This window comes from Kitasatospora sp. NPDC093558 (genome assembly GCF_040683475.1).
GTDB lineage: Bacteria > Actinomycetota > Actinomycetes > Streptomycetales > Streptomycetaceae > Kitasatospora.
In genome coordinates, this window is sequence record NZ_JBFBDY010000018.1 from 1 (window position 1) to 25,964 (window position 25,964).

General features: G+C 72.0%; 21 protein-coding genes. 4 read left to right on the top strand and 17 right to left on the bottom strand.

Annotated features, from left to right (window positions below; all coding sequences use genetic code 11):
* Positions 1-61: 61 nt before the first annotated feature.
* The 8 genes from AB0O00_RS03985 to AB0O00_RS04020 form a co-directional block, all read right to left on the bottom strand.
* Positions 62-532: a GtrA family protein gene (locus AB0O00_RS03985; RefSeq protein ID WP_363648514.1), complete on the bottom strand. Its 471-nt coding sequence runs from the start codon at positions 530-532 to the stop codon at positions 62-64.
* Between the two features lie 19 nt (positions 533-551).
* On the bottom strand, positions 552-2,972 hold the full coding sequence (locus AB0O00_RS03990) for a hypothetical protein (protein WP_363648515.1): 2,421 nt from the start codon (positions 2,970-2,972) through the stop codon (positions 552-554).
* Between the two features lie 99 nt (positions 2,973-3,071).
* On the bottom strand, positions 3,072-4,019 hold the full coding sequence (locus AB0O00_RS03995) for a glycosyltransferase family 2 protein (protein WP_363648516.1): 948 nt from the start codon (positions 4,017-4,019) through the stop codon (positions 3,072-3,074).
* A gap of 346 nt (positions 4,020-4,365) precedes the next feature.
* Positions 4,366-5,559, bottom strand: a complete 1,194-nt coding sequence (gene tuf, locus AB0O00_RS04000) for an elongation factor Tu (RefSeq protein ID WP_363648517.1) — start codon at positions 5,557-5,559, stop codon at positions 4,366-4,368.
* 231 nt (positions 5,560-5,790) lie between these two features.
* Positions 5,791-7,896 (bottom strand): elongation factor G, encoded by a 2,106-nt coding sequence (gene fusA / locus AB0O00_RS04005; protein ID WP_363648518.1) that lies wholly within the window; start codon positions 7,894-7,896, stop codon positions 5,791-5,793.
* 39 nt (positions 7,897-7,935) lie between these two features.
* Positions 7,936-8,406, bottom strand: coding sequence for a 30S ribosomal protein S7 (gene rpsG, locus AB0O00_RS04010; RefSeq protein WP_030055803.1), 471 nt, complete (start codon positions 8,404-8,406; stop codon positions 7,936-7,938).
* A gap of 2 nt (positions 8,407-8,408) precedes the next feature.
* Entirely contained in the window at positions 8,409-8,780 is a 372-nt protein-coding gene (gene rpsL, locus AB0O00_RS04015; RefSeq protein WP_014144289.1) for a 30S ribosomal protein S12, read from the bottom strand.
* Positions 8,781-9,230: 450 nt separating this feature from the next.
* Complete coding sequence (locus tag AB0O00_RS04020) at positions 9,231-9,770, bottom strand: DUF1707 and DUF4190 domain-containing protein (protein WP_363648519.1); 540 nt, start codon at positions 9,768-9,770, stop codon at positions 9,231-9,233.
* Positions 9,771-10,012: 242 nt separating this feature from the next.
* Here AB0O00_RS04020 and AB0O00_RS04025 point away from each other — a divergent pair, with 242 nt between their 5' ends.
* From AB0O00_RS04025 to AB0O00_RS04040, 4 genes are all read left to right on the top strand, one after another.
* Positions 10,013-10,843 (top strand): ABC transporter ATP-binding protein, encoded by an 831-nt coding sequence (locus tag AB0O00_RS04025; protein ID WP_363648520.1) that lies wholly within the window; start codon positions 10,013-10,015, stop codon positions 10,841-10,843.
* The gene (locus tag AB0O00_RS04030; protein ID WP_363648521.1) at positions 10,840-12,456 is read left to right on the top strand and encodes a transporter; all 1,617 of its coding nucleotides are present in this window, start codon (positions 10,840-10,842) and stop codon (positions 12,454-12,456) included. Before AB0O00_RS04025 ends, AB0O00_RS04030 begins: the two co-directional genes overlap by 4 nt.
* Positions 12,457-12,719: 263 nt before the next feature.
* A complete protein-coding gene (locus AB0O00_RS04035) occupies positions 12,720-13,994 on the top strand; it encodes a DUF2786 domain-containing protein (RefSeq protein WP_363648522.1) in 1,275 nt (424 codons plus the stop codon).
* Between the two features lie 78 nt (positions 13,995-14,072).
* Entirely contained in the window at positions 14,073-15,191 is a 1,119-nt protein-coding gene (locus AB0O00_RS04040; protein ID WP_363648523.1) for an ADP-ribosylglycohydrolase family protein, read from the top strand.
* A gap of 16 nt (positions 15,192-15,207) precedes the next feature.
* Here AB0O00_RS04040 and AB0O00_RS04045 read toward each other — a convergent pair whose 3' ends face one another.
* From AB0O00_RS04045 to rpoC, 9 genes are all read right to left on the bottom strand, one after another.
* Entirely contained in the window at positions 15,208-16,539 is a 1,332-nt protein-coding gene (locus tag AB0O00_RS04045) for a serpin family protein (protein WP_363648524.1), read from the bottom strand.
* Positions 16,540-16,598: 59 nt separating this feature from the next.
* Entirely contained in the window at positions 16,599-17,597 is a 999-nt protein-coding gene (locus tag AB0O00_RS04050; RefSeq protein ID WP_363648525.1) for an ADP-ribosylglycohydrolase family protein, read from the bottom strand.
* Positions 17,598-17,616: 19 nt separating this feature from the next.
* On the bottom strand, positions 17,617-18,831 hold the full coding sequence (locus AB0O00_RS04055) for a cytochrome P450 (protein WP_363648526.1): 1,215 nt from the start codon (positions 18,829-18,831) through the stop codon (positions 17,617-17,619).
* A gap of 83 nt (positions 18,832-18,914) precedes the next feature.
* Positions 18,915-19,655 carry a Sir2 family NAD-dependent protein deacetylase gene (locus AB0O00_RS04060; protein WP_363648527.1) on the bottom strand — a complete coding sequence of 247 codons (741 nt, stop codon included), beginning with the start codon at positions 19,653-19,655 and terminating at the stop codon, positions 18,915-18,917.
* Positions 19,656-19,707: 52 nt separating this feature from the next.
* Positions 19,708-20,325, bottom strand: a complete 618-nt coding sequence (locus AB0O00_RS04065; RefSeq protein ID WP_363648528.1) for a hypothetical protein — start codon at positions 20,323-20,325, stop codon at positions 19,708-19,710.
* Positions 20,326-20,446: 121 nt separating this feature from the next.
* Positions 20,447-21,127, bottom strand: a complete 681-nt coding sequence (locus AB0O00_RS04070; RefSeq protein WP_363648529.1) for a response regulator transcription factor — start codon at positions 21,125-21,127, stop codon at positions 20,447-20,449.
* The gene (locus tag AB0O00_RS04075) at positions 21,124-22,311 is read right to left on the bottom strand and encodes a histidine kinase (RefSeq protein ID WP_363648530.1); all 1,188 of its coding nucleotides are present in this window, start codon (positions 22,309-22,311) and stop codon (positions 21,124-21,126) included. The genes AB0O00_RS04070 and AB0O00_RS04075 overlap by 4 nt, the downstream gene beginning before the upstream one ends.
* Positions 22,312-22,429: 118 nt before the next feature.
* Positions 22,430-23,107: a DUF4097 family beta strand repeat-containing protein gene (locus AB0O00_RS04080; protein ID WP_363648531.1), complete on the bottom strand. Its 678-nt coding sequence runs from the start codon at positions 23,105-23,107 to the stop codon at positions 22,430-22,432.
* Between the two features lie 182 nt (positions 23,108-23,289).
* Positions 23,290-25,964: DNA-directed RNA polymerase subunit beta' (gene rpoC / locus AB0O00_RS04085; protein WP_363648532.1), on the bottom strand; the 2,675-nt coding region annotated here is incomplete at its 5' end.

Consider the following 25,964-nt stretch of genomic DNA (forward strand, 5'->3'; position numbering starts at 1 on the left):
CCCCTCACGGGGTTCGCCACCGGGCGCTCTCGTATCTCTCGGGCGGCTTCGGCGCGGGGCCTCAGTCCTTGAAGACCCAGACCTTCATCAGCAGGAAGCGGACCACGGTGGCCAGGCCGTTGGCCACGATCAGGCCGCCGACCTCCACGACCTTCGAGGCGTGCGGCGCCACGTGGTCGAGCAGCGCCAGCACGCCGCTGCTCAGCCCGAGCCCGATCACGAACGCCACCGCGCCCTGCAGCTGGTGCCGCAGCGCCCCCTCCGAGCCGGTGATGCCGAAGGTGAACCGGCGGTTGGCCGCGGTGTTGGCGACCGCGCTCACCGCGAGCGCGATCAGGTTGGCCGCCTGCGGGTTGACGACCATCCGGGCCACGACGTACAGCCCGAGGTAGAACAGCGTGCTCAGCACCCCGATGACCAGGAAGGACGGGATCTGGCGCTTGGCGGTGGTGCCGGCCGGCGCCGGCTCGACCGCCCGGCCGTCCTGGGCCGCCGCGGCCCGCTTGTCGGTGGAGACCATCTCAATGCCCATGCTTCGTCGTCGGGTCGGATCAGGCGAGTTCGTAGACGGCCACCCGGCCGTTGTCGAACACCTTCGGGGCGAGCCGCGCCAGGTCCGGCGACTCGGCGCCGGCCTTGCGCTGGACCACCAGGTACCGCACATGGTGGTCGTCGTGCAGACGACGCAGGATATCGGCCGTCGGCTGCCGGAACGCTTCCTCGTTGAGCTTGAACAGGTCCTGGTCCCAGAACGGGGCCGTGGTGGCCGCGGCGCCGCCGGCGGTCGCCATCAGCCGCGGCGCGTACGCCCAGCCCTCGATCAGGACGGACCGCTCGGAGTAGGCCCCGAGCCAGTGGGAGCGGTAGTTGTTGCAGCCGGGGCCGAAGACGTAGTCGTCGAACTGCCAGCAGTGGCTGTTGGTCGCGAGGACGTCCGTCGGAGCGCTGTGCGCACGCACCCAGCGGGCGGCGTCGACCTGGGTCTTCGGCAGGATCCAGGAGCCCTCCCAGGTCACGTGCCGCGCCTGGAGGACGTCCAGGCCGAGACCGGGCAGACCGACCGCGAGCGTCGCGGTCAGCAGCACGATGCCGCCGCGCCGGCGCATCGCCGGCACCGCCCGGGCCGTCAGCCACCAGAGCACCCCAACCACCGCGGCGGCCGCGGCCAGCAGCGCCGCCGCGACGAGCGCGGGCAGCAGCGGGCCGTACGAGCGCGGCTTGTCGCCGAGCAGCCCGGCCGCCCAGCGCACCCACGCGTCGGAGTGGCGGTAGAGCAGGTACGTCAGGACGCCGGCCACCACGAGCACGCCGACGGCGAGCGCCGCCCTGGCCCGGCGCGGGAGGGCGGCCCGCTCGAACGACTCGCAGTAGCCCCAGGCCGACAGCAGCACGCCGAACGGGAGGCCGGCGATCGTGAAGTAGCTGGAGTTGAAGCCGTTCACCGCCAGGTACGCGGCGGGCCCGGCGATCGCGCCGCCGAGCAGGAACCACTGCACCGGCTCCAGGTTGAACCGCCGGCGCCACATCAGCGGGAGCATGCCGACCACCTTCAGCTGGTGGTTCAGCAGGAACGCGCCCAGCGTCGCGGCGACGACGACGGCCTGCACCGCGGCGGTCCGGCTGTGGTTCGGATCCGCCCAGTACTGCTGGACGTTGCCGAACGGGATGACCTCGAGTCCGTAGCTCTCGAAGTCGAAGATGACGGCCGTCGCGAAGAGCTGCGCGGCGCCGATGATCGCCCCCAGGCCGACGATCGGCCACGGGATCCGCCGGGTGCCGATCAGCACCATGAGCCCGGCGAACGCCAGGCCGGCCAGGGTGACCGGCAGTGAACTCGCCTTCGCCGCACTGGAGGCGAGCGCGAAGAGCGCGGTGAGGACGTACGCGCCGCGGCCCAGCAGCGGCACGTCCCGGCCGCTCTCCCGGCCGCTCGGGCCGGACTCGCGCCCGCGCCGCAGCACGTCGCCGACCACGCCGATCAGCGCGATCAGCAGCGGCTGGCTGTACGTCAGCGACAGGCTCACGAAGGACATCAGCCGCACGGCCGGCGCCCCGAAGGTCCAGCTGCTGACGTTGTTCGGGTAGACCGCGGTGAACTCCCCCACCGCGAACACCAGGACGGCGGCCACCGGCCCCGCCCAGGCCCGGCCGCTCAGCCGCTGGGCGACCACCGCCGTCACCAGGACGCCCAGCGCGGCGAGCGCCGGGACCATCAGCCGCATCTCGATGACGGTCAGGTCGACGTGCCCGACCAGGCGGCCCATCGCCATGTGGACGAAGGTGAACCAGTGGTAGTGCAGCGGCTCCCCGGCCGCCTGCGGCACGGTCGGCGGGAACTGGTGCGTCGCGTTCCCCGCGAGCGACAGCAGGTACGGCAGGTCCCCGTACTGCCGGGTGGTCTCACTCGTCGGCAGGATCGGGAAGCGGGAGAGGAAGACCTCGTAGTAGTACACCGAGGTCAGGGCGACGACGCCCGCCACGGACCAGGACCAGCCCGCCGACTGGCGCCGGTAGCCGCGCGGACGCCAGTGCCGCCGCAGGCCGGGCACCGCCGCGAACGGGACGACCACCAGCAGCGGCCAGGCTATCGCCGCCTTCTGCAGGCCGAGCGGCATCAGCACCGCCCAGGCGCCGAGCTCCAGCACCAGGCCGGTGGCGGCGCCGAGCACGAGGTCCTCGACCAGCGTGTACGGGCGGCGGCGCAGGGCACGGAACACCAGGGTGCCGGGGAGCAGGACGCCCCAGACCGCGTAGAACGTGTAGCGCGCGATGTCGGCCGGCGCGGTGTCCGCGGCCAGCAGCAGCGCGACGAGGAGCAGGTAGGCCGCGGCGGCGGGGGCGAAGCGCGACAGCCGTCGCAGCGCCGGTTCGTCCGCTCCCACGGCCGTCACCGCGGTGGACCGGGCGGGGGCGCCGTCCAGGAGTCCGCCGGGTGCCCCCGGAGAGGTCGCGGTGCTGTCGGTTCTCCCCATGCCGTCCGTTCCGTTGTTCAGGTCTGCGTGCTGCCGTCGGTGCGCGTCGGCGCCGCACGCGGCCGGAGGTGCTCCCCCGGCCGCGTGCGGCGCGGTTGCTCAGCTCGTGTAGGAGGCGGTCCTGCGGGCCGTACGGGCGTTCTCCTCGGCCGAGTCGTAGCCCACGAAGTAGGCCGGCCGGGCCTGGGCGGCCGAGTAGATCCGGCCCACGTACTCGCCGAGCAGGCCCATGCAGACCAGCTGGACGGCCCCCAGGAAGAGCATGCCGACGAACAGCGAGGACCAGCCGGGCACGGTCTTGCCGAGCGCGTACGCGACGGTCGTGTAGACGCCGAGGCCGAAGCAGAGCACGAAGCTCAGCAGGCCGAGCCAGGTGGCGAGCCGCAGCGGGGCGGCCGAGAAGTTGGTGATGCTGTCGATGGCCAGGCGGAGCATCTTCGACAGCGGGTAGTGGGTGCTGCCGGCGACCCGCTCCTCGCGCACGTAGACGACCTCGCCGCTCGGGAAGCCGAGCCACGGCACGAGCAGGCGGTAGACCGGCTGGTGCTCGGGCAGCGCCTTCAGCGCCTCGACGGCGGCCCGGCTGAGCAGGCGGAAGTCACCGGCCTGGTTGGGCATGTTCTTGCCGACGAGCTTGCGCATCAGCCAGTAGTAGGCGCCGGCGGTGCGGCGCTTGAACGCGGTGTCGGTGCCGCGGTCGCCGCGCACGCCGTAGACGATGTCGAGGTTCTTCTCGCGCGCGAGCGCGAGCATCTCGGGGATCTTCTCCGGCGGGTCCTGCAGGTCGGCGTCGATCGACACGACGTAGTCGCCGAAGGCGCGGTGGATGCCGGCGGTCAGCGCCGCCTGGTGCCCGGAGTTACGGGCGAAGCGCACGATGCGGAATTCCGGCCAGTCCTGGTGGATCTTCTGCATGAGCGCCGGAGTCGCGTCGGTGCTGCCGTCGTCGATGCCGACGACCTCGTAGCCGATGCCGAGGCCGTCCAGGATCGGACGCAGCCGCTCGACGGTCAGGGGCAGCGCCTCCTGCTCGTTGTAGATCGGCATGACGACCGACAGCAGCGGTACAGCCCCCCCGGCCAGACCAATCTCGGATGCCGTGTTCAACATCGTGCTCGCCTGTCCCGTGTATTGAATGCGATTGAGAGGGCGTCCCAGCGGGATGACCCACCGGCTGGAAACCGTCTCTCTCCGTATCCGCACGATTGCGGATTCCGGCACAGAGAGCCCAATGAGCGGCCAGAATAGCAGCCGCGAATGAGCAAACCTTCAACGGCCCATTACCGGAGCCGCACATGATCACCGCACCGACACGCCGAAGGGCCCCGCACACCCTGGGGTGTGCGGGGCCCTTCGGATCAGCCTGTGCGGAGCAGCAGGTCAGAGCCTCGAATTACTTGAGGATCTTGGTGACCTGGCCGGCGCCGACGGTGCGGCCACCCTCACGGATGGCGAACTTCAGGCCCTCCTCCATGGCGATCGGCTGGATCAGCGCGACCGTCATGCCGGTGTTGTCGCCCGGCATGACCATCTCGGTGCCCTCGGGGAGGGTCACGACGCCGGTCACGTCGGTGGTGCGGAAGTAGAACTGCGGGCGGTAGTTGTTGAAGAACGGGGTGTGGCGGCCACCCTCGTCCTTCGACAGGATGTAGGCCTGGGCCTCGAACTCGGTGTGCGGGGTGACCGAACCGGGCTTGATGATGACCTGGCCGCGCTCGACGTCCTCGCGCTTGATGCCACGGAGCAGCAGACCGACGTTCTCACCGGCCTGGCCCTCGTCGAGCAGCTTGCGGAACATCTCGATGCCGGTGACCGTGGTGGTGGTCTTGGTCTCCTTGATGCCGATGATGTCGACAGTCTCGTTGACCTTGAGGATGCCGCGCTCGATGCGGCCGGTGACGACGGTGCCACGACCGGTGATCGTGAAGACGTCCTCGATCGGCATCAGGAACGGCTGGTCCACGGCGCGGGCCGGGGTCGGGATGGCCTCGTCCACGGCGTGCATCAGGCCGAGGAGCTTCTCGCCCCACTCCTTGTCGCCCTCCAGCGCCTTCAGCGCGGAGACGCGGACGACCGGCAGGTCGTCGCCCGGGAACTCGTACTCGGAGAGGAGCTCACGGACCTCGAGCTCGACGAGCTCCAGGATCTCCTCGTCGTCCACCATGTCGGCCTTGTTCAGGGCGACGACGATGTAGGGGACGCCGACCTGGCGGGCCAGGAGGACGTGCTCCTTGGTCTGCGGCATCGGGCCGTCGGTGGCGGCGACCACCAGGATGGCGCCGTCCATCTGGGCGGCACCGGTGATCATGTTCTTGATGTAGTCAGCGTGACCCGGGCAGTCGACGTGGGCGTAGTGACGCGCCTCGGTCTGGTACTCGACGTGCGCGATCGAGATGGTGATACCGCGCTGACGCTCCTCCGGGGCCTTGTCGATCTGGTCGAACGGCGTGAAGGGGTTGATCTCCGGGTACGCGTCGTGCAGCACCTTGGTGATGGCCGCGGTCAGCGTGGTCTTACCGTGGTCGATGTGACCGATGGTGCCGATGTTGACGTGGGGCTTCGTCCGCTCGAACTTCGCCTTCGCCACTGAGTCCTCCTGAGGACAGTTCCTGTACGCCGTGCTGACGTCAGTTGGTCTTTTATCGGGTTGGGTGCGGGATGCCCGAGGACACCTCGTACCGTCCCGCGGGTGGGGGCCGGAGGGCCCGGGAGAATCCGTACGGATCCTCCCGGGTCGCCTCCTAATAGCCTAAGGGGTGGCAATAGTCCCGAATGTCGGGACGTACTGCGTCCTCGTGAGGCCGGCTCGCGCCGGTCCTTACTCGCCCTTGGCCTTGGCGATGATGTCGTCCGCCACGTTCTTCGGAACCTCGGCGTACGAGTCGAACTGCATCGAGTAGCTCGCGCGACCAGAGGTCTTGCTGCGCAGATCACCGACGTAGCCGAACATCTCGGAGAGCGGCACCAGCGCCGTGACGACGCGGGCACCGTGACGCTCGTCCATGGACCGGATCTGGCCACGGCGAGAGTTGATGTCGCCGATCACGTCGCCCATGTAGTCCTCGGGCGTGGTGACCTCGACGGCCATCATCGGCTCAAGAAGGACCGGCTTGGCCTTCTTGGCGCCTTCCTTGAAGGCCATCGAACCGGCGATCTTGAACGCGAGCTCGGAGGAGTCGACGTCGTGCGACGCACCGTCGAGCAGCGTGACGCGGACACCCTGGAGCGGGTAGCCGGCGAGCACACCGAACTCCATGGCCTCCTGGCAACCGGCGTCGACCGAAGGGATGTACTCCTTCGGCACGCGGCCACCGGTGACCTTGTTCACGAACTCGTAGCCCTCGGCCTGCTCGAGCGGCTCGATCGCGATCTGGATCTTCGCGAACTGGCCCGAACCACCGGTCTGCTTCTTGTGCGTGTAGTCGATGCGCTCGACGGCCGAACGGATCGTCTCGCGGTACGCGACCTGCGGCTTGCCGACGTTGGCCTCGACCTTGAACTCACGCTTCATGCGGTCGACCAGCACCTCGAGGTGCAGCTCGCCCATGCCCGCGATGATGGTCTGGCCGGTCTCCTCGTCCGTGTTGACCTGGAAGGACGGGTCCTCCTCGGCGAGACGCTGGATGGCGACACCCAGCTTCTCCTGGTCACCCTTGGACTTGGGCTCGATCGCGACGCGGATGACCGGGGCCGGGAAGTCCATGGACTCCAGGATGACCGGGTTCTTCTCGTCGGACAGCGTCTCACCGGTGGTGGTCTGCTTCAGGCCCATGACGGCGACGATGTCGCCGGCGCCCACCGACTCGATCTCCTCACGCTTGTTCGCGTGCATGCGGTAGATCTTGCCGATGCGCTCCTTCTTGCCCTTGACGGCGTTCAGCACCGAGGTGCCGGACTCCAGGCGGCCGGAGTAGATCCGGACGAAGGTGAGCTTGCCCAGGTGCGGGTCGGACATGATCTTGAACGCCAGCGCGGACAGCGGCTCGTCGTCCGACGCCTTGCGGGAGATCTTGGTGTCCGGGTCGTTGGGCTTGGTGCCCTCGATGGACTCGATGTCCAGCGGCGACGGCAGGTACTTGACGACCGCGTCGAGCAGGGGCTGAACGCCCTTGTTCTTGAAGGCGGTACCACAGAAGATCGGGGTGAAGTCCGAGTTCAGGGTGCCCTTGCGGATCGCCGTCTGCAGCAGCTCGACCGGGATCTCCTCGCCCTCGAGGGCGAGCTCCATGATCTCGTCGCTGACGTTGGAGACGGTGTCGATCAGCGCCTCGCGGTACTCGTCCGCCTGCTCCTGCAGCTCGGCCGGGATGTCGACGATGTCGTACATCTCGCCCTTGGCGGCCTCGGCCGACCAAACGAGGGCCTTCATGCGGACAAGGTCGACAACGCCCTTGAAGTCCGCCTCGGCACCGATCGGGAGCTGCATGACCAGCGGGGTCGCGCCGAGGCGGTCCACGATGGTCTGAACGCAGAAGAAGAAGTTCGCGCCCGTGCGGTCCAGCTTGTTGATGAAGCAGATGCGCGGGACGCCGTAGCGGTCAGCCTGCCGCCACACGGTCTCGGACTGGGGCTCGACACCGGCGACACCGTCGAACACCGTCACGGCACCGTCGAGGACGCGCAGCGAACGCTCCACCTCGACGGTGAAGTCGACGTGACCCGGGGTGTCGATGATGTTGATGGTGTTGTCGACGCCGTCGACCGTCCAGTGACAGGTCGTCGCGGCCGACGTGATCGTGATGCCGCGCTCCTGCTCCTGCTCCATCCAGTCCATGGTGGCAGCGCCATCGTGGACCTCACCGATCTTGTACGAGACACCGGTGTAGAACAGGATCCGCTCGGTGGTGGTGGTCTTGCCCGCGTCGATGTGCGCCATGATCCCGATGTTGCGGACCTTGGCGAGGTCAAGGGAGGTTGCAGCCATGGTGGCTCGTTCTCTCTCTGTCTAGTGACGGGGTACGGACTACCAGCGGTAGTGCGCGAAGGCCTTGTTGGACTCGGCCATCTTGTGGGTGTCCTCGCGACGCTTCACGGAAGCGCCCAGACCGTTGCTGGCGTCGAGGATCTCGTTCATCAGACGCTCGGTCATGGTCTTCTCGCGACGGGCGCGGGAGTAACCGACCATCCAGCGCAGCGCCAGGGTGCTGGCGCGGCCCGGACGGACCTCGACCGGAACCTGGTAGGTCGCGCCACCGACACGGCGGGACTTGACCTCGAGGGCCGGCTTGACGTTCTCCAGCGCGCGCTTCAGCGTGACGACCGGGTCCGAGCCGGTCTTCTCGCGGACGCCCTCGAGGGCGCCGTAGACGATCCGCTCGGCGGTGGAGCGCTTGCCGTGCAGCAGGATCTTGTTGACCAGCTGGGTGACGACCGGGGAGCCGTAAACCGGGTCGATGATGACCGGGCGCTTCGGGGCGGGGCCCTTACGAGGCATTCTTACTTCTCCTTCTTGGCGCCGTAGCGGCTGCGAGCCTGCTTGCGGTTCTTGACACCCTGGGTGTCAAGCGAACCGCGGATGATCTTGTAGCGGACACCAGGAAGGTCCTTCACACGACCACCGCGCACCAGCACGATGGAGTGCTCCTGCAGGTTGTGGCCCTCGCCCGGGATGTAAGCGGTGACCTCGATCCCGCTGGTGAGGCGCACACGGGCGACCTTACGAAGCGCCGAGTTCGGCTTCTTCGGGGTGGTCGTGTACACACGCGTGCAGACCCCACGGCGCTGCGGGGAGCCCTTCAGCGCGGGAGTCTTGTTCTTCTCGACCTTGTCCTGCCGGCCCTTTCGGACCAGCTGCTGGATCGTAGGCACCGTTTCTCCGTTTTCTGTGTGCCAAGGCTTGGTGGAACTAACCTGCGGTGTCTCCCTCGCACGCGGCCCCGTGGTCGACCCACGCGGTCGGGTGTGTTGGGCTTGTTACGACACGGAATCCCATGGCTGATGTACAGCGACGGCGCTCTACGCGCGGAGCGCTGGAGGGCGCTCCGGCTCGGCGCGGCGGCCGGTGTGCATGCACGCACAAGGACCCGGGGACACCCCAGGCACAAGGTCAGAGCGTACCTAGCGCATGGGGCGCGGTCAAAACAAATGCAACGCCGCAGGTCGCGGCTGTCGGCCGGGTGTCGCGGGGGTGGCCCGCGAACGGCAGCCCGGTGACGAGCCGCCCTCCTGCCGCTCTACCACACCGGAGTGGCGTGCGCCACTCGGGCGCCCGGCGGTGTCGCCCGGCGGGTCGCCCGGCACCACCGCCGGGCCCCGCGCTCAGCCCCTGCCCGCCGCCAGGACGACCCCCAAGAACATCAGGGCCCAGAACGCGGAACCCAGGTAGCCGACCACCAGGCCGATGACCGCCGCCCAGTCCCCGTCCTGGTTGCGCTCCCTGATCTGCGTGCGGGCGATGTGGCCGGTGATCACCGCGGGCAGCGACAGCCCGGACAGGCCGAGCACCATCGACGTGACGGCCAGGCCGTTGGTGGACCGCACCTGGTACGGCGGCGGGTAGGGCATCGGCGGCGGGTACGGCTGGAACGTCCGCGGCACCGGCTGAAACGTCTGCGGCACCGGCCGCCCGTCGAACGCCGGCGGCGCCACCGGCCCCGACGGCAGGTCGGCGACCAGCGCGGACAGCTGGCCGTAGGTCTGCGCGACGCTCGCCGCCTCGTGGCGCTGCTCGTACTCCTGCAACGACAGCCGGCCCTCGGCGTACGCGGCCTTCAGCACGTCGATCGTGCGGTCGCGGTCCGCGTGCGCCGCCCGCATCCCGGCCTGCGGCGAGGGCTCGCCCCACGGCTGGACAGCCATCCGTCGCCTCCCGACACCACGGCGCGCGCTGCGCGCCCAACTGGTCCTCATAGTGCCGGACGAACGGGGCGGCTGAGTAGTTGCCAGTTCCCGGAACGGGATTCCGGCAGCCGGTGTGCCTCACCCGTTCGGGGGACAAACTCAGGGCATCCTCAACTCGGACGACAGCCCGTTCGACGAGTGACAGGCTGAGTCCGAACGGCCCGACGAGCCGACGAACCAACGAACCAGAGAAGGCAACCATGCAGGCCTCAGCGCCTCCGCCGTCCGACACCCCCGGACCCGCCACCCCGTCCGCCGCCTCCGCGGTCAGCATCCAGGGGCTGTGGAAGCACTTCGGCGCCCAGGCCGCCGTCGCCGGGCTCAGCCTGGAGCTGCCGGCCGGCGCGTTCATCGGACTGGTGGGCCCGAACGGCGCGGGCAAGACCACGACGCTCTCCATGGTCACCGGCCTGCTCCGGCCCGACCAGGGCACCGTCCTCGTCCACGGCGGCGACGTCTGGGCCGACCCGGTCGCCGTCAAGGCGCGGATCGGCATCCTGCCCGAGGGCCTGCGGATGTTCGAGCGGCTCAGCGGGCGCGAACTCCTCCAGTACAACGGGCGGCTGCGCGGCCTGCCCGGCGCCGAGGTGGACCGCCGGGCCGAGGAGCTGCTGGCCGTCCTGGACCTCGCCGCCGACGCCGACAAGCTCGTCGCCGACTACTCCACCGGCATGCGCAAGAAGATCGGCCTCGCCGCCGCCCTGCTGCACAACCCCGACGTGCTGTTCCTGGACGAGCCGTTCGAGGGCGTCGACCCGGTCTCCGCGCAGACCATCCGCGGCGTGCTCAAGCGGTACGCGGCGGCCGGCTCGACGGTGGTCTTCTCCAGCCACGTCATGGAGCTCGTCGAGCAGCTCTGCGACTGGGTCGCCGTCGTCAACGCCGGCCGGGTCATCGCCCACGGGCCGCTGGACGCCGTCCGCGGCGGGCGCAGCCTGCACGAGGCGTTCCTCGACCTGATCGGCGTCCGCGAGGACGACGGGCAGGCGCTGGGCTGGCTCGGCGGCGGGAACGCCGGGAGCGGTCGGTGACCGCCGCGGTGCCCGACGGCGGGACGGTCGTCCGCGCGCTCGTCGCACTCAAGCTGCGGCTGCTGCGCAACGGGCTGAAGCGCAGCCCGGGCCGGGCCGGGGTGTACGTCGTCGGCGCCGTGCTCGGCCTGCTCTTCGCCGCCGGGGTCGCCCTCGGCCTGGCGGTGCTCAACGGCCGCGCCGCGGGCTCCGGGGACGCCGGCGTGATGCTGGTCGGCGTGCTGACCCTTGGCTGGGCCGCGATCCCGCTGTTCCTGTTCTCCAGCGACGAGAGCGCCGACCCGACCCGCCTCACCATGCTGCCGCTGCGGCCGGGCCCCCTGCTGCGCGGCTCGCTGCTCGCCAGCCTGATCGGGCCCGGCCCGCTGGTCAGCCTGGTGCTCGTCACCGGCGCGGCGCTGTCCGGCGCGAACGGCGGCGCCTCGGCGGCGGCCGACGTGATCGGCGTGCCGCTCGCCGTGCTGTGCCTGGTCACGCTCTCCCGGGCGGTCGCGGCCGGCAACGCCCGGATGCTGTCCAGCCGGCGCGGCAAGGACTTCGCGATCTTCGGCGGGCTGCTGTTCGCGCTGCTCGTCCAGGGCGCCAACGTCGGCTGGCAGAGCACCTTCGGCCGGCCCGGCGCCGACGGGCACCTCGACCTCAGCCCGCTGCGGCCGATCGCCGCCGTGCTGCGCTGGATCCCGCCGATCGGCGCGATGGACGCGGGCCGGACGGCCGGCGAGGGCCGGTACGCGCTCGCGCTGCTCCAGCTGGCGCTGGCCGCCGCCCTGCTCGCCCTGCTGCTGCGCTGGTGGCGGCGGAGCCTCCAGGAGCTGATGGTCACCGCGGACTCCTCGACCCTGGAGGTCGCGCGCGGCGTGCAGAGCTCGCGCGGCTGGGGCTTCCTGCCGGACGGCCGCGCCGGCGCGGTGATGCAGCGCCACCTGCGGTACGCCTGGCGCGAGCCGCGGGCCAAGGCGGCGGTGTTCACGAGCATCGGCATGACGCTGGTGATCTGCGTGCTGTCGGTGGTCCAGGGCTGGTCGAGCGTCTACCTGCTGGCGGCGACCGGGATGTTCCTCGGGCTGCAGATGCTCAACCTGTTCGGCATGGACGGCTCGGCGTTCTGGATGGTCGCCGCGACCCTGCGCACCCCGGCCGACGCCCGGGACGAGCTGCGCGGACGGGCGTACGCGGTCCTGTCGTACGCGGTGCCGGTGACGCTGGTGCTCGGCCTGGTGCTGACCCTCGTCACCGGGGACTGGGCACACCTGCCGTCCGCCCTCGGCCTCGCGTTCACGCTCCTCGGCTGCGGCATCGCGGTCGGCTCGATGCTGAGCGTGCTCGCGCCGTACACGATGCCGTCCGACAGCAACCCGATGCGCAACGCCGCACCCGGGCAGAGCGGGCTGGTGCTGCTCAACCAGTTCGGGTCGATGCTGGGCGTCTCGCTGCTGGCCCTGCCCGTCGGCGGCTACCTGGGTTGGGCCCTCGCCGCCGACCGGCCGACCTGGCCGGTGCTGCTGGTCGGGCCGCTCTACGGCGGGCTGGTCGCCCACCTCGGCGTCCGCCTGGCCGGCGGCCGCCTGCTGGAGCGCACCCCGGAGATCCTGGCCAAGGCCATCGAGCGCTGAGTCACCCGCGCCGAGCGCCCGGTCCCCGGCGCTGGGGGCCGGGCGCTCGCTCGTGCAACGGGCCGTCCGCGCGTCACGCGGACCGGCGCGGACCGGCGCTCCGGCGCACCCGTCCCCGTCCCCCATCCCCGCGCGCACGCGCCCACGCCCCGGCAGCGCTCGACGGCCGTCTCCCGCCGCCCCTCGGCCGCCCCTCGGTGACGCCGTGCGCTCCGGCATCATGGCTGGAGGAAACGGGCCGTCGACGAGAGCAGGGACACACCGTGGGCAAGCGGGCGCAGCAGGGTGGCGGGGACGCCGGACCGCTGCTGGAGCAGGCGGTGCGGTCGGTGCTGACGGCCCCGGACGAGCGGCTGGACCTCGCACTGGACACCGGCGCGTCGCTGCTGGCCGCGTCGGCCGGGCAGTGGCCGGCGGTGAGCCGGGCGGTGCTCGGGTACGCGGACACCGCCGTCGGGCGGTGCTGGTCGGCGGGGTGGCGCCCGGCCGACCTGGTGCGGGTGGTCCGGCGCGAGCTGAAGCCCGTCCACCTCGCGCTCGCCGTGGACCTGATCGCCGCCGAGGGCCGCCGCCACCCGGCGGCCGCGCTGGACCGGCGCTGGCAGGAGCAGCTGCGCGAGCTGGAGACCGAGGTGTGGTGGCCCGGCGACGACGGCTACCTGGCCGCCTTCGCCCAGCGCCACCGGCTGGACCGCTTCGCGCTCGCCACCGCCGCCCTGGAGCTGATCCGCACCTGGGGGCGGCTGCCCCCGATCGCCCCGGTCGGGCCCGTGCCCGGGCAAGCGCCGGTGCGCGGCGCGGCGGGCCCGGTGCCGGGCGAGCCGCGGATGCTGGCGCGGATCCGGGCGCTGCTGGCGAAGGCCGAGTCCACCGAGTTCCCGGACGAGGCCGAGGCGCTGACCGCCAAGGCCCAGCAGCTGATGGCCCAGCACAGCATCGACGACGCCCTGGTGGCCGCCGCGGGCACCGACCGGAACGCCCCCGCGGCGCTGCGGATCGGCGTGGACAACCCGTACGAGGGCCCGAAGACGATGCTGCTGGACGCGGTGGCGGCGGCGAACCGGTGCCGGGTGGTGTGGGCGAAGGAGTTCGGCTTCTGTACGGTGGTCGGCTTCGACGGCGACCTGGACGGCGTCGAGCTGCTGTACACCTCGCTGCTGGTGCAGGCCACGCACGCGCTCAACAAGGCCGGCGCGGGCCGGGACTCGCGCACCAAGGCGTTCCGGCAGTCGTTCCTGGTCGCCTACGCGGCGCGGATCCGCGAGCGGCTGACCGACGCCACCGAGCGGACGACCAGCGCCGCGGCGGCCGGGCGGCACCTGCGCGAGGACGGCACCGAGGAGCAACTGCTGCCGGACGAGCGGCTGTTGCCCGCCCTCGCCGCCCGTTCCGAGGCGGTGGACGAGGAGGTCGGCCGGCTCTTCCCGAAGCTGGTGTCGCAGCGGGTGCGGGTGAGCGACGGCGAGGGCTGGGCGGCCGGCCGGGCCGCCGCGGACCGGGCCGCCCTGCACGGGCGCGCCGGGGAGATCCGCCGGTAGCGGGCCGTTCGCGCCTGGTGACCCGACGGCCGGGGTGACCTGATAGAACGTAGTCCGCCACGAACAAGGGGGATCGACGTGACGGATTCGGCGGCCGAGGCGGGTTACCGCGACCGGGTGCGCGGGACGCTGCTCGGCGGCGCGATCGGCGACGCGCTGGGCTGGCCGGTGGAGTTCCAGCAGCTGCACCAGATCCGGGACCAGCACGGACCGGACGGCGTGACCGGGCTGCTGCCCGCCGCGCGCACCGGGACGGTCGAGGTCACCGACGACACCCAGATGACGCTGTTCACCGCCGAGGGCCTGATCCGCGGCTTCGTCCGCGGCTGGTCCGGCGGCGGCGGTTCGGTGCCGGAGGCCGTCCACGGCGCGTACCGGCGCTGGCTGCTGACCCAGTACCAGCCCGCGCCGGACGCCGCACCCCTCCCCCGCCCGTACGACGGCTGGCTGCTGCGGCAGCCGTTCCTGTACGCCCGGCGGGCTCCGGGCAACGCCTGCCTGAGCGGGGTCTCCGAGCACCCGCAGTTCGAGCCGCCGGCCCGGATCGGGCTGCCCGGGCCGATCAACCCCGGCTCCAAGGGCTGCGGCACGGTGATGCGCTCGGCGCCGTTCGGGCTGGCCCGGCTGGGCGCGGACCAGGCCTTCGGGCTCGCCGTGCAGTGCGCCCAGCTGACCCACGGGCACCCGACCGGCTACCTCGCGGCGGGCGCGTTCGCGGCGCTCGTCGAGCGGCTGGTGGGCGGCACCGAGCCGTGGGCCGCGGTCGGCGAGACCGTCGACCAGATCCGCGAGCTGCCGGCCTCGAAGGAGACGGTGCAGGCACTGGCCCGGGCCGTGCGGGTGGCGCAGGAGTCGGAGCCGTCGGCGGAGGCGGTGGAGCGGGTCGGGCTCGGCTGGATCGCCGAGGAGTGCCTGGCCATCGCGGTGTACTCGCTGCTGGCCGCGACCCTCGACCCCGACCCGGTGCGCACCGCGCTGCTGCTGTCGGTGAACCACTCCGGGGACAGCGACTCCACCGGCGCGGTCTGCGGCAACCTGGCCGGTGCCGCGTACGGCGCCGCGGCCCTGCCGCCCGAGTGGGCGGGGGCGGTCGAGGGCCGGGCGGAGCTGCTGCGCGTGGCGGACGACCTGCTGGTGCTGTTCGGCAGCCGGGATCCGTCCCACCCGGCGCTCGGCGGGCGCTACCCGGCCTGGTGATCCGGCGCGGCCCCGCTCACCGCGCCTGCGGGTCGGTGACCTGACCGAGGAAGAGCGGCCGTCCGCTGCTGGTGTCCCGGATCAGGAACAGGAACGGCCGGTCGACGTGCAGTTGGGCGGGGCGCGGGGCCGGCGCCGCCGCCCCGGCCATCCCGGCGCCGCTGCCGGCCGCCGCGACCGTGCCCTCCTCGTCCACCTCGATGGTGGCCTTCTGCACCACCGTGCCGATGGTGAGCGCCTCCTTGGACATGCCGCCGAAGTCGGCGTTCCGGTCGAAGGCCGTGTTGACGCCGAGCGCGCGCAGCGTGGTGGTGAGCTCCTTGGACGTGTCGAAGTGGAAGCGCGGGAGCTCCAGGTCGACGGGCCGCGGGGCGAGTCCGCCGAGGATGCGGTCGAGCTGGGCCTGGTCGAGCCCCTTGCTGAAGGCGGCGAAGCCGCCCTGCGCGGGGACGATCACGTCCATCGCCAACCCGCCTCCGGTGTACGGGAGTTCGACGGCCTGCCAGGGCTCGCCGACGATCCCGCCGGAGCCCTCGGCGTACTTGAGGCTGCCGCTCTGGGCCATCGTGCTCACGTTCGGGGCGGAGCCGTCGAGCTTGTGGAACGGACGGTCGGCGGTGTGCTCCGGCTTGAACGGGGAGGCCCACTTCGCCTTGAGGTAGAGCGCGTCGGTGAGGACCATACGGGTCTCGGTGCTGATCTGCCCCTGCGCGAAGAGGTCCTTGATCCGTCCTTCGGTGGCCTTCTCCACGGCCGCGTTGACGGCCTTGCGGGCGTTCTCCGGGTCCGCGCGGAAGTCGGCCGGGTGCACGCCGGTGTCGAAGGCGTCGGCGAGGGTCTGCAGGTAGTCGGGCTGCACGGCGAAGCCCTGCTGCGTCCAGAGGTCGTCGGACTGGCGCAGGGTGACGTCGTCGTCCGCCGGGGCCGAGCGGTCGAGCGCGCCGGTGGCGAGGGCGTACTGCTGCGGGGTGAGGCCGGTGTGCAGGGCCTTGGCGAGCTCGTCGGCGGTGGTGCCGCGGGCGCCGGGCAGCAGCATCGCGAGCAGGGTGGCCAGGCCGGACGGGGACAGCACGAGGTTGCGGCCGGCGGCGTCGGGCTCGGCGGTGAGGGTGTGGAGGAGGTCCAGGCCGAACGCGTCGGTGCCGGCGGCGGTCGCGGCCACCTGCGCCGGGTCGACCGCGGGACGGCCGGCGGAGGCCGACACGCGGATCACCGGGGGCGCGGCCGGCGTGGTGGCGCCGGTGCTGCCGCAGCCCGCGGCCAGCGGGGCGGCGAGCGCGGCGGCGAGGAGCAGCGCCGCCGGGCGGCGGTGGCTGCGGCGGGTCGCGTGAGGGCTGCGGTACGTCATGGCCCTTCGACGCGGCCCGCCGCCCGCCGGTTCCCCCGCCGTCCACCGGCCGTCCGCGCTCAGTCCCAGAGCGCGCCGAACTCCAGCAGCTCGTCCCGGTGCTCGATCCGCTCGACCCACTCGGCCGGCCAGGCCGCCTCCCCGTGGTGGGCGCCGGCGAAGGCGCCGGTCAGGCAGGCGAGGGAGTCGGAGTCCCCGCTGGAGTAGGCGGCGCGGCGGACGGCGGCCACCGGGTCGTCCGGCAGCAGCAGGAAGCAGAGCAGGCCGGTGGCGAAGGCCTCCTCGGCGATCCAGCCCTCGCCGGTGACCAGGCACGGGTCGGCCTCGACGTCCGGTGCGGCGAGCGCGGCGTCCACCTGGTCGAGCGACGTCAGGCAGTCGTCCCAGCCGCGGGCGATGACGGCCTGCGGGGAGCTGCCGAACCAGCGGTCGCCGAGGTCGCCGAGCCAGAACTCGTCGTAGTGGTCGCGGCGGGCGAGCGCGTATGCACGCAGGACCGCGGTCAGGCCGGCTGGCGGCACGCCCTCGGCGAGCTTGCGGACGGCGTACGCGGTGAGGTCGCTCGCGGCGAGCGCGGTGGGGTGGCCGTGGGTGAGCGCGGACTGCAGCTGCGCGGCGCCGGAGTGCTGGCGCGCGTCGAGCTCGCGGATCAGGCCGACGGGGGCGACCCGCATGTTGGCGCCGCAGCCCTTGGAGCCGACGTCGCTCGCCTGCTGCCAGCGGACCTTGTCGTGGCTGAGCCGCTCGCAGGCGCGCAGGCAGGTCATGCCGGGGGCGCGGTTGTTGTCCGGGGAGCGCCACCAGTCGACGAACTCCTCGCGGACGGGCCGCTCCAACCGCAACGGCGTCAGCGGCCCGCGCGCGAGGGCGGTGCGCAGGCCACGGGCGAGGGCGAGCGTCATCTGGGTGTCGTCCGTGATCAACGCCCGCTGTGGAAGCGGGAGTTGCCGCCAGTCGGGCCAGTCGCCCGCGATCGCCTCCACCGTCTTGAACTCCGTCACCCGGCCGATCGCGTCCCCGATCGCCAGGCCCAGCAGCGTGCCCGTCGCCTTGCCCACGGCCACTCCCCCTCTTCCGTCACACCTCGACCAACAGCTCTTCGAGCCCCCGGATCACGTAGCCCGGGCGCCACTCGGGCTCGCGGACGAGCCGCAGGCCCGGCGCCCGGCGCAGCAGCGCGCCGTACGACTCGGTGAGCTCCAGTCTGGCAAGCGGGGCGCCGAGGCAGAAATGGATTCCGGCGCCGAAGGTGACGTGCGGGTTGTCGGTGCGGCCGAGGTCGAGCCGGTCGGGGTCGGCGAAGCGCTCCGGGTCGCGGTTGGCGGAGCCGAAGAGCAGGGCGATCTCGGAGCCGCGCGGGATGGTGACGCCGCGGACCTCGACGTCCTCCAGTACCCACCGCTCGAACATCTGCAGCGGGGTGTCCCAGCGCATCAGTTCCTCGACGGCGGTGGGCAGCAGGCCGTCCACGTCGGCGCGCAGCCGGGCGTGTTCGCCGGGGTTGCGGAACAGCGCCCACCAGCCGTTGCCGGTGGTGTTGACGGTGGCCTCGTGGCCGGCGTTGAGCAGCAGCACGCAGGTGGAGATCATCTCCTGCTCGCTGAGCGCGTCGGTGCCCTCCTGGGCCTGGATGAGCGCGCTGATCAGGTCGGTGCCGGGGGCCGCGCGGCGCTCGCGGATCAGGCCCCGCAGGTAGTCGGAGAACTCGATGCTCGCGGTGACCGCCCGGCGGGCCGCCTCCTCGGTCGGGTTGAGCTCGAACATCCCGGTGATGTCGGCGGACCAGGGCCGCAGCAGGTGCCGGTCGGCCTCGGGCACGCCCAGCATCTCGGCGATGACGGCGACCGGCAGCGGCTCGGCGACGGCGGCGACGAGGTCACCGCCGCCGTCCGCGAGCAGTCCGTCCACAAGCTCCGTGGCGAGCCGCCGGACGGTCGGTCGCAGGCCCTCGACCATGCGCGGGGTGAAGGCCTTGGAGACCAGCCGGCGGATCCGGGTGTGGTCGGGGGCCTCCAGGTCGAGCAGCCCGTGGTCGTTGAGGGTGTGGAACGGCTCGTGCGCCGGGTCGGGCGCGGGCCGGCCGAACTCCTCGTGGCTGAAGCGGTGGGTGTACGTGCGCCCGAGGCGCCGGTCGCGCAGCAGCGCGCTGACGTCCTCGTGGCGCGAGACGAGCCACTGCTTCGTCGGCTCGTAGTACGTCACCGGCGCGTGCTCGCGCAGTTCGGCGTACGCGTCGTACGGGTGGGCCACGAACGCCGCGGACCAGGGGTCGAACTTCGCCGTCGTCGTCATCGGTCGATCACTCCAGGCCGTCGGGGGGTGCCGGGGCGATCATCGTACGCACGCGGGTTCGTCCGTTTTAAGACCGCTCGGCCTCAAGCGTGCTCGGCGAGCAACTTCCGCACCAGCGCCGGGAGGGCCGTGGAGATCGGCTCGCGGATCACCTCGTCCGCGGCCTCGTCGAACGGCGTCGGCTCGGCGTTCATCACGACCAGGCGGGCGCCGCCCTCCAGCGCGATCTGCGGCAGCGAGGCCACCGGGTAGACCTGGAGGCTGGTGCCCACCGCGACGAAGAGGTCGCAGGCCTTGGCGATCGCGTCGGCCTGCCGGAGCACCACCGGGTCCAGCGCCTCCCCGAACATCACCGTCCGCGGGCGCAGGATCCCGCCGCACTCCCGGCACGCCGGGTCCGGCTCCCCCGCCTCGACCCGGGCCAGCGCGTCGGCCATGTCGCCGACCACCCGGCAGCGCGCGCACTGCACCTCCCGTGCGGTGCCGTGCAGTTCGAGCACCTTGCGGGCGGGCAGACCGGCCCGCTGGTGCAGGCCGTCCACATTCTGCGTGAGCACCCGCACGGGCAGCCCGGAGCGCTCCAGCTCGACCAGCGCGCGGTGCCCGGCGTTCGGCTCGGCGGCCAGCGCGCCGGCGTCCCGGCGCATCAGCCAGGCCCGGCGGCGCACCTCGGGGTCGGCCAGGTACGGGCCGAGGGTCACCAGCTTCTGGGCCGACGGATCGCGCTGCCAAAGCCCCTGCGGGCCGCGGTAGTCGGGGATGCCGGAGTCGGTCGAGATGCCCGCGCCGGTGAGCACGGCGATCAGCGGGCGCTTCGCGTTCATATCCCGGACGGTACGGGTCAGGGCCTCCGGGCGACCACCGAATATCCGCCCCCTAGACCAGCACGGTCCGCGGCGCAGCGCCGAGGCGGACCAGCGGGGCCAGTGCCACCAGGTAGCAGGCGGCGGCCACCGGGATCATCGCCAGGTCGGCCGCCGACGCGACGGTCCCGACCAGCATCAGCACCGGGCTCCACCAGCGCAGCGTCCGGGCCGCGCCCACCGAGGCGGCGACCAGCAGCGCCAGCAGGCCGACGTAGAACAGCAGCGGGCCCACCTTGTACACCGCCGCGAGCACGCCGGGGACGGCCTGGACGCGCTCGAACAGCCGCGACTGGTCCGCCTTGTCCGCCGCCATCAGGCCGACGACGAGGTCGATCCCGATCTGCACCAGCGAGGCCGCCAGGCCCGCGAACGCCACCCCCAGCGCGGTGCCCGCCGCCATCCGCCCGGCCGTCGTGCCGCGCGGGGCGATCAGCCGGCGCAGCGCGAGGAAGACCGGCGCGAACAGCAGCAGCCCGGCGAACATCGCCGTGTGCCCGGCCGTCCAGCCGAGGCCCGGCTCGCGGGAGCCGGGGACGAGCCTGATGCCGCCGTACAGCGCCATCAGGGCGGGGGCGCCGACGACGGCGTAGGCGGTGAGGCGGGTGCCAGTGTTCCGAGCGGTGTTCATCTGCGTACTCCCGTGGTGTCCGTGATCCGTGCTCCGACACCACCGATGCTGTCCGCCGGGGCCCTCGTCGCGGATCGCCCGCACCGGCGAACTCCCCGCCTCCCCCGCGAGAGGGAGGGTCTCAGGCCTCCCCCGCCACGACCGCGCCGGCCTCGTACGCGAACACCACCGCGTGCACCCGGTCGCGCAGCCCGAGCTTGCTCAGCACATTGCTGACGTGCGTCTTCACGGTGTGCTCGCTGACCACCAGCTCCGCCGCGATCTCCGCGTTGGACAGCCCGCGCGCGAGCAGCCGCAGCGTCTCCTGCTCGCGCAGGGTCAGCTGTTCCAGCAGCTTGGACGGCGGACGCACCGCCCGCTCCGGCGTGCCCGGGCGACGCGCCGCGAACTCGCCGATCAGCCGCTTCGTCACCGAGGGCGCGAGCAGCGCCTCCCCCGAGGCGACCATCCGCACGCCGTGCGCCAGGTCGTCCCGGCGGACGTCCTTCAGCAGGAAACCGCTCGCACCCGCGTACAGCGCGTCGAAGACGTAGTCGTCGATGTCGAAGGTGGTCAGCATGATCACCTTCGTGGCCGGGAACTCCGCGCACACCCGCCGGGCCGCCTCCAGCCCGTCCATCACGGGCATGCGGACGTCCAGCAGCAGTACGTCGGGGCCGTGCTCGCGCACGGCCTCGACCGCCTCGGCGCCGTCGCACGCCTCGGCCACCACCTCGATGTCCGGCTGGGCGTCCAGGATCATCCCGAACCCGGCCCGCACCAGCTCCTGGTCGTCCGCGACGACCACCCGTATCGGCGTCATCCGCCCACCCTCTCCGCCACCCCGGCCGGCCCCAACGGCAGCCGGGCAGTCACCAGGAAGCCCTCGCCCGCGGGCCCGGGCCCGGCCTCGGCCCGCCCACCGCAGGCGGCGGCCCGCTCCCGGATACCGACCAGCCCGCGCCCGCCGGACCAGCCGCCCGCCGCGCGGTCGGCGGCCATCGGCACGCCGCGGCCGTTGTCGGACACCACGACCTCCAGCGCGTCGCCGGCCCGGCGCACCCGGATCGCGGCGCGGTCGGCACCGGAGTGCTTGACGGTGTTGGTCAGCGCCTCCTGCACGATCCGGTACGCCGCCGCCTCGACGTCGGCGGGCACCGCTCCCAGCCCGCCCGCGAGGTCGAGCTCCACCCGCAGGCCGGCGCCGCGCACCCGCTCGGCCACGTCGGCCAGCTCGGCCAGCCGCGGCTGCGGGGCCAGCTCGGGGCTCGCCCCGTCCTCCTTCAACACCCCCAGCACGAGCCGCAGTTGGACCATCGCGTCGCGGCCGGAATCGGCGATCGTGTCGAACGCGCGGATCGCCCGCTCCGGCTTGGTGTGCACCACGAGCGGCCCGGCCTCGGCCTGGATGACCATCAACGACACGGCGTGCGCCAGGATGTCGTGCATCTCCCGCGCGATCCTGGCCCGCTCCTCGGCGACCGCCCTGGCCGCCTCGCTGGCCGCCCGCTCACCGGCCTCCCTGGCCCGCTCCGCCTCCACCCGGGCGAGCCGGCGCTGGGTGCGCACGAGCGAGCCGAAGACGAACGAGCCGACCGAGGTGAGCAGGCTGAACAGCATGCCGTTCGGCGAGTGGGTGCCCACCACGTTGGCGAGCACCACGACCGCGAGGACCGTCCAGCGCTGCCGCTCGGAGGAGCGCTCGGCCACCGTGTAGATGCCGATCACCGCGTACAGCGGCAGCTGCGGGTTCGCCGAGTGCGCGACCAGCGACAGCGTCATCGAGGCCACGCTCACCAGAGCGAGCGAGCTCAGCGTGAACCGGCGCCGCCAGGGCAGCGGCAGCGCGGTCGAGACCGCCACCAGGTAGACCCACCAGGGCCGCGACGTCACGTCGTTGTAGACCGACCACACCGAGACCGCCGCCGAGGCCAGCGCCAGCAGCGAGTCCAGCGCGTACGGGCTCCGCCCGGCCGCCCAGCCCCGCCAGCGCGCAGCACGCTCCACCGTCGTACCTCCCCCGTACCCGGGGACGCCGCCCCCGCGGAGAAGATCATGCCCTACCGGCAGGACCTCCGGGACGGCCCGGGCCGCCGGACACACGGGGGCGGGCACAGGGGCCCGGTCAGACACCGGAGACCGTCACACCGCCGGTCTCGGCCCGCGCGGTGATGCTGCGCGCCGCCCCCGTCTTCGACGGGATGCCGAGGTCCACCCCGCCGACCCCGGCCTGCGCGTCCACCGCGTACTCCGCCGCGGCCGGCACCTTCAGCCGCACGCCGCCGTTCGCCGTCCGGGCCTCGACCTTCGCCGGCGCCGACGCGAAGTCCGCCCGCACCCCGCCGTTGGTGGCGCTCAGCCGCACCTGCTGCGAGGTCAGCCCGGTCGCCTCGACGCCGCCGTTGCCGACCGAGGCGTCGACCTCGGCGGCCAGCCCGATCAGCCGCACCCCGCCGGTCGTCTGCTTGACGCTGACCTTCGTCCCGGCCGGCACCTGCACGTCGTACCCGACGCCGCACGAGTCGCAGTCGTACGTCAGCCGCAGCACACCGTCCTTCACCTCGTGCGTGGTGCGCGGCGCGTCCCCCTTGTAGTTCTGCGTCTCGGTCACCTGGACCGCACTGCCGCCGCCCGTCACGACGACCCCGCCGGTGTGCCCCTCGATCACCAGCTCCCGGACACCGTCCGTGACGCCGTAGCTCACCGTGCGGTGCTCCTCGTCCCCACCCCCGAACGGCAGGCACGCCGACATCCCGAACAGCACGGCACCCGTGATCGCCATCGCACCCAGTACCCGCTTCATTTCCGGCCCCCTTCGCAAGCCCGTCCTCCCGACACCGAGAAGACTCGCGCAGCGACCCCCTCCCCCGCCTCCCTCCCGGGAGCGGTCCTCCGCGCTCCCCCGCACGGGGGATACGGCCCGGAAACGCCGCAGGGCGGCCACCCCGTGAGGGGTGACCGCCCTGCGGTCTTTCGACGTGGGACTCAGCCGGTGTACGGGCCGTAGTCGTAGTCGTCCAACGGGACCGCCGCGCCGGAGCCGGCGGCGAAGGGCGACAGGTCGTAGTCGTCGTAGCCGACGGCCGAGTACATGGCGGCCTTGGCCTCCTCGGTCGGCTCGACCCGGATGTTGCGGTAGCGGGGCAGACCCGTACCGGCCGGGATGAGCTTACCGAGGATGACGTTCTCCTTGAGGCCCAGCAGCGGGTCCGACTTGGCGTGGATCGCCGCGTCGGTGAGGACCCGGGTCGTCTCCTGGAAGGAGGCGGCCGACAGCCAGGACTCGGTGGCCAGCGAGGCCTTGGTGATACCCATCAGCTGCGGACGGCCGGAGGCGGGGTGACCGCCCTCGGAGACCACACGACGGTTCTCGGTCTCGAAGCGGCCGCGCTCGACGAGCTCGCCCGGGAGCAGCTCGGCGTCGCCCGACTCGATGATCGTCACGCGGCGGAGCATCTGCCGGATGATGATCTCGATGTGCTTGTCGTGGATCGACACACCCTGCGAGTTGTAGACCTTCTGGACCTCGGCGACCAGGTGGACCTGGACGGCACGCTGGCCCATGATGCGCAGGACGTCGTGCGGGTTGGTGGCACCCATGGTCAGCTTCTGGCCGACCTCGACCGCCTCGCCCTCGCTGACGAGCAGCTTCACGCGCTTGGACACCGGGTACGCGATCTCGTCGGTGCCGTCGTCCGGCGTGATGACGATCTTGCGGGTCTTCTCGGTGTCCTCGATCCGCGCCCGGCCCGTGGCCTCCGAGATCGGAGCGACACCCTTCGGGGTACGGGCCTCGAAGAGCTCGACGACACGCGGCAGACCCTGGGTGATGTCGTCACCGGCCACACCACCGGTGTGGAAGGTACGCATGGTCAGCTGGGTACCGGGCTCACCGATGGACTGGGCGGCGATGATGCCGACCGCCTCACCGATGTCGACCAGCTTGCCGGTGGCCAGCGAACGGCCGTAGCAGAAGGCACAGGTGCCGACGGCCGACTCACAGGTCAGGATCGAGCGGACCTTGACCTCGGCGATGCCGTGGCGGATCAGCTCGTCGATCAGCACGTCACCGAGGTCGGTGTTGGCGGTGGCAAGGAGCTTGCCGTCCACCGTGATGTCCTCGGCGAGCATGCGGGCGTACACGCTGGTCTCGACGTCGTCGGCCTTGCGCAGCACGCCGTCGGCGCCCACGGAACCGATCGACAGCTTCAGGCCGCGCTCGGTGCCGCAGTCCTCCTCGCGGATGATGACGTCCTGGGAGACGTCGACCAGACGACGGGTGAGGTAGCCGGAGTCGGCGGTACGGAGGGCGGTGTCGGCCAGACCCTTACGGGCACCGTGGGTGGAGATGAAGTACTCCAGCACGGTGAGACCCTCACGGAACGACGCCTTGATGGGTCGCGGGATGGTCTCGTTCTTGGCGTTCGACACCAGACCACGCATACCGGCGATCTGGCGCATCTGCATCATGTTTCCACGAGCACCCGAGTCGACCATCATGAAGATGGGGTTCGTCTTCGGGAAGTTCGCGGCCATGGCGTCCGCGACCTCGTTGGTCGCCTGGGTCCAGATGCCGACGAGCTCCTGCTTGCGCTCGTCGTTGGTGATCAGACCGCGCTCGTACTGCTTCTGGACCTTCTCCGCCTTGGCCTCGAAGCCCTCCAGGATCTGGGGCTTGCTCGGCGGGACGATGACGTCCGAGATCGAGACGGTGACACCGGAACGGGTCGACCAGTGGAAACCGGACGCCTTCAGGTTGTCCAGGGTCGCCGCGACGACGACCTTGGGGTAGCGCTCAGCCAGGTCGTTGACGATCGCGGAGAGCTGCTTCTTGCCCACCTCGTAGTCGACGAACGGGTAGTCCTCGGGCAGCAGCTCGTTGAAGAGCGCGCGGCCCAGGGTCGTGCTCAGGCGGAAGGGCTCGCCCTCGAACCAGGTCGACTGGCCGTCCTCGTCCACCGGAGCGGTCCAGCCGCGCGGCGGGACGGTGCCGGCGCCGAGGCGCAGCTCGATCGGGGCCTGGACGTCCAGCTCGCGGGCGTCGAAGGCCATGATCGCCTCGGCGGTCGACGAGAAGGTGCGCCCGGCGCCCTTCACGTTGTCGCGGTCCGAGGTCAGGAAGAACAGACCGAGCACCATGTCCTGGGTCGGCATGGTGACGGGGCGACCGTCGGCCGGCTTCAGGATGTTGTTCGAGGACAGCATCAGGATGCGGGCCTCGGCCTGCGCCTCCGCGGAGAGCGGCAGGTGGACGGCCATCTGGTCACCGTCGAAGTCCGCGTTGAACGCGGTGCAGACGAGCGGGTGGATCTGGATGGCCTTGCCCTCGACCAGCTGCGGCTCGAAGGCCTGGATGCCGAGGCGGTGCAGGGTGGGCGCACGGTTCAGGAGGACCGGGTGCTCGGCGATGACCTCTTCGAGCACATCCCACACGACCGGGCGGGCGCGCTCGACCATGCGCTTGGCCGACTTGATGTTCTGCGCGTGGTTCAGGTCGACCAGGCGCTTCATCACGAACGGCTTGAAGAGCTCCAGCGCCATGGCCTTCGGCAGACCGCACTGGTACAGCTTGAGCTGCGGGCCGACGACGATGACCGAACGGGCCGAGTAGTCGACTCGCTTGCCGAGCAGGTTCTGGCGGAAACGACCCTGCTTGCCCT

Bases quoted from the DNA above. Each gene is read 5' to 3' on its own strand.
- AB0O00_RS03985 (WP_363648514.1), bottom strand. From the start codon at position 532: ATGGGCATTGAGATGGTCTCCACCGACAAGCGGGCCGCGGCGGCCCAG.
- AB0O00_RS04070 (WP_363648529.1), bottom strand. From the start codon at position 21,127: ATGACGCCGATACGGGTGGTCGTCGCGGACGACCAGGAGCTGGTGCGG.
- rpsG (WP_030055803.1), bottom strand. From the start codon at position 8,406: ATGCCTCGTAAGGGCCCCGCCCCGAAGCGCCCGGTCATCATCGACCCG.
- AB0O00_RS04080 (WP_363648531.1), bottom strand. From the start codon at position 23,107: ATGAAGCGGGTACTGGGTGCGATGGCGATCACGGGTGCCGTGCTGTTC.
- AB0O00_RS04025 (WP_363648520.1), top strand. From the start codon at position 10,013: ATGCAGGCCTCAGCGCCTCCGCCGTCCGACACCCCCGGACCCGCCACC.
- AB0O00_RS04060 (WP_363648527.1), bottom strand. From the start codon at position 19,655: ATGAACGCGAAGCGCCCGCTGATCGCCGTGCTCACCGGCGCGGGCATC.
- AB0O00_RS04055 (WP_363648526.1), bottom strand. From the start codon at position 18,831: ATGACGACGACGGCGAAGTTCGACCCCTGGTCCGCGGCGTTCGTGGCC.
- AB0O00_RS04020 (WP_363648519.1), bottom strand. From the start codon at position 9,770: ATGGCTGTCCAGCCGTGGGGCGAGCCCTCGCCGCAGGCCGGGATGCGG.
- AB0O00_RS03990 (WP_363648515.1), bottom strand. From the start codon at position 2,972: ATGGGGAGAACCGACAGCACCGCGACCTCTCCGGGGGCACCCGGCGGA.
- fusA (WP_363648518.1), bottom strand. From the start codon at position 7,896: ATGGCTGCAACCTCCCTTGACCTCGCCAAGGTCCGCAACATCGGGATC.
- AB0O00_RS04045 (WP_363648524.1), bottom strand. From the start codon at position 16,539: ATGACGTACCGCAGCCCTCACGCGACCCGCCGCAGCCACCGCCGCCCG.
- AB0O00_RS04065 (WP_363648528.1), bottom strand. From the start codon at position 20,325: ATGAACACCGCTCGGAACACTGGCACCCGCCTCACCGCCTACGCCGTC.
- AB0O00_RS03995 (WP_363648516.1), bottom strand. From the start codon at position 4,019: ATGCCGATCTACAACGAGCAGGAGGCGCTGCCCCTGACCGTCGAGCGG.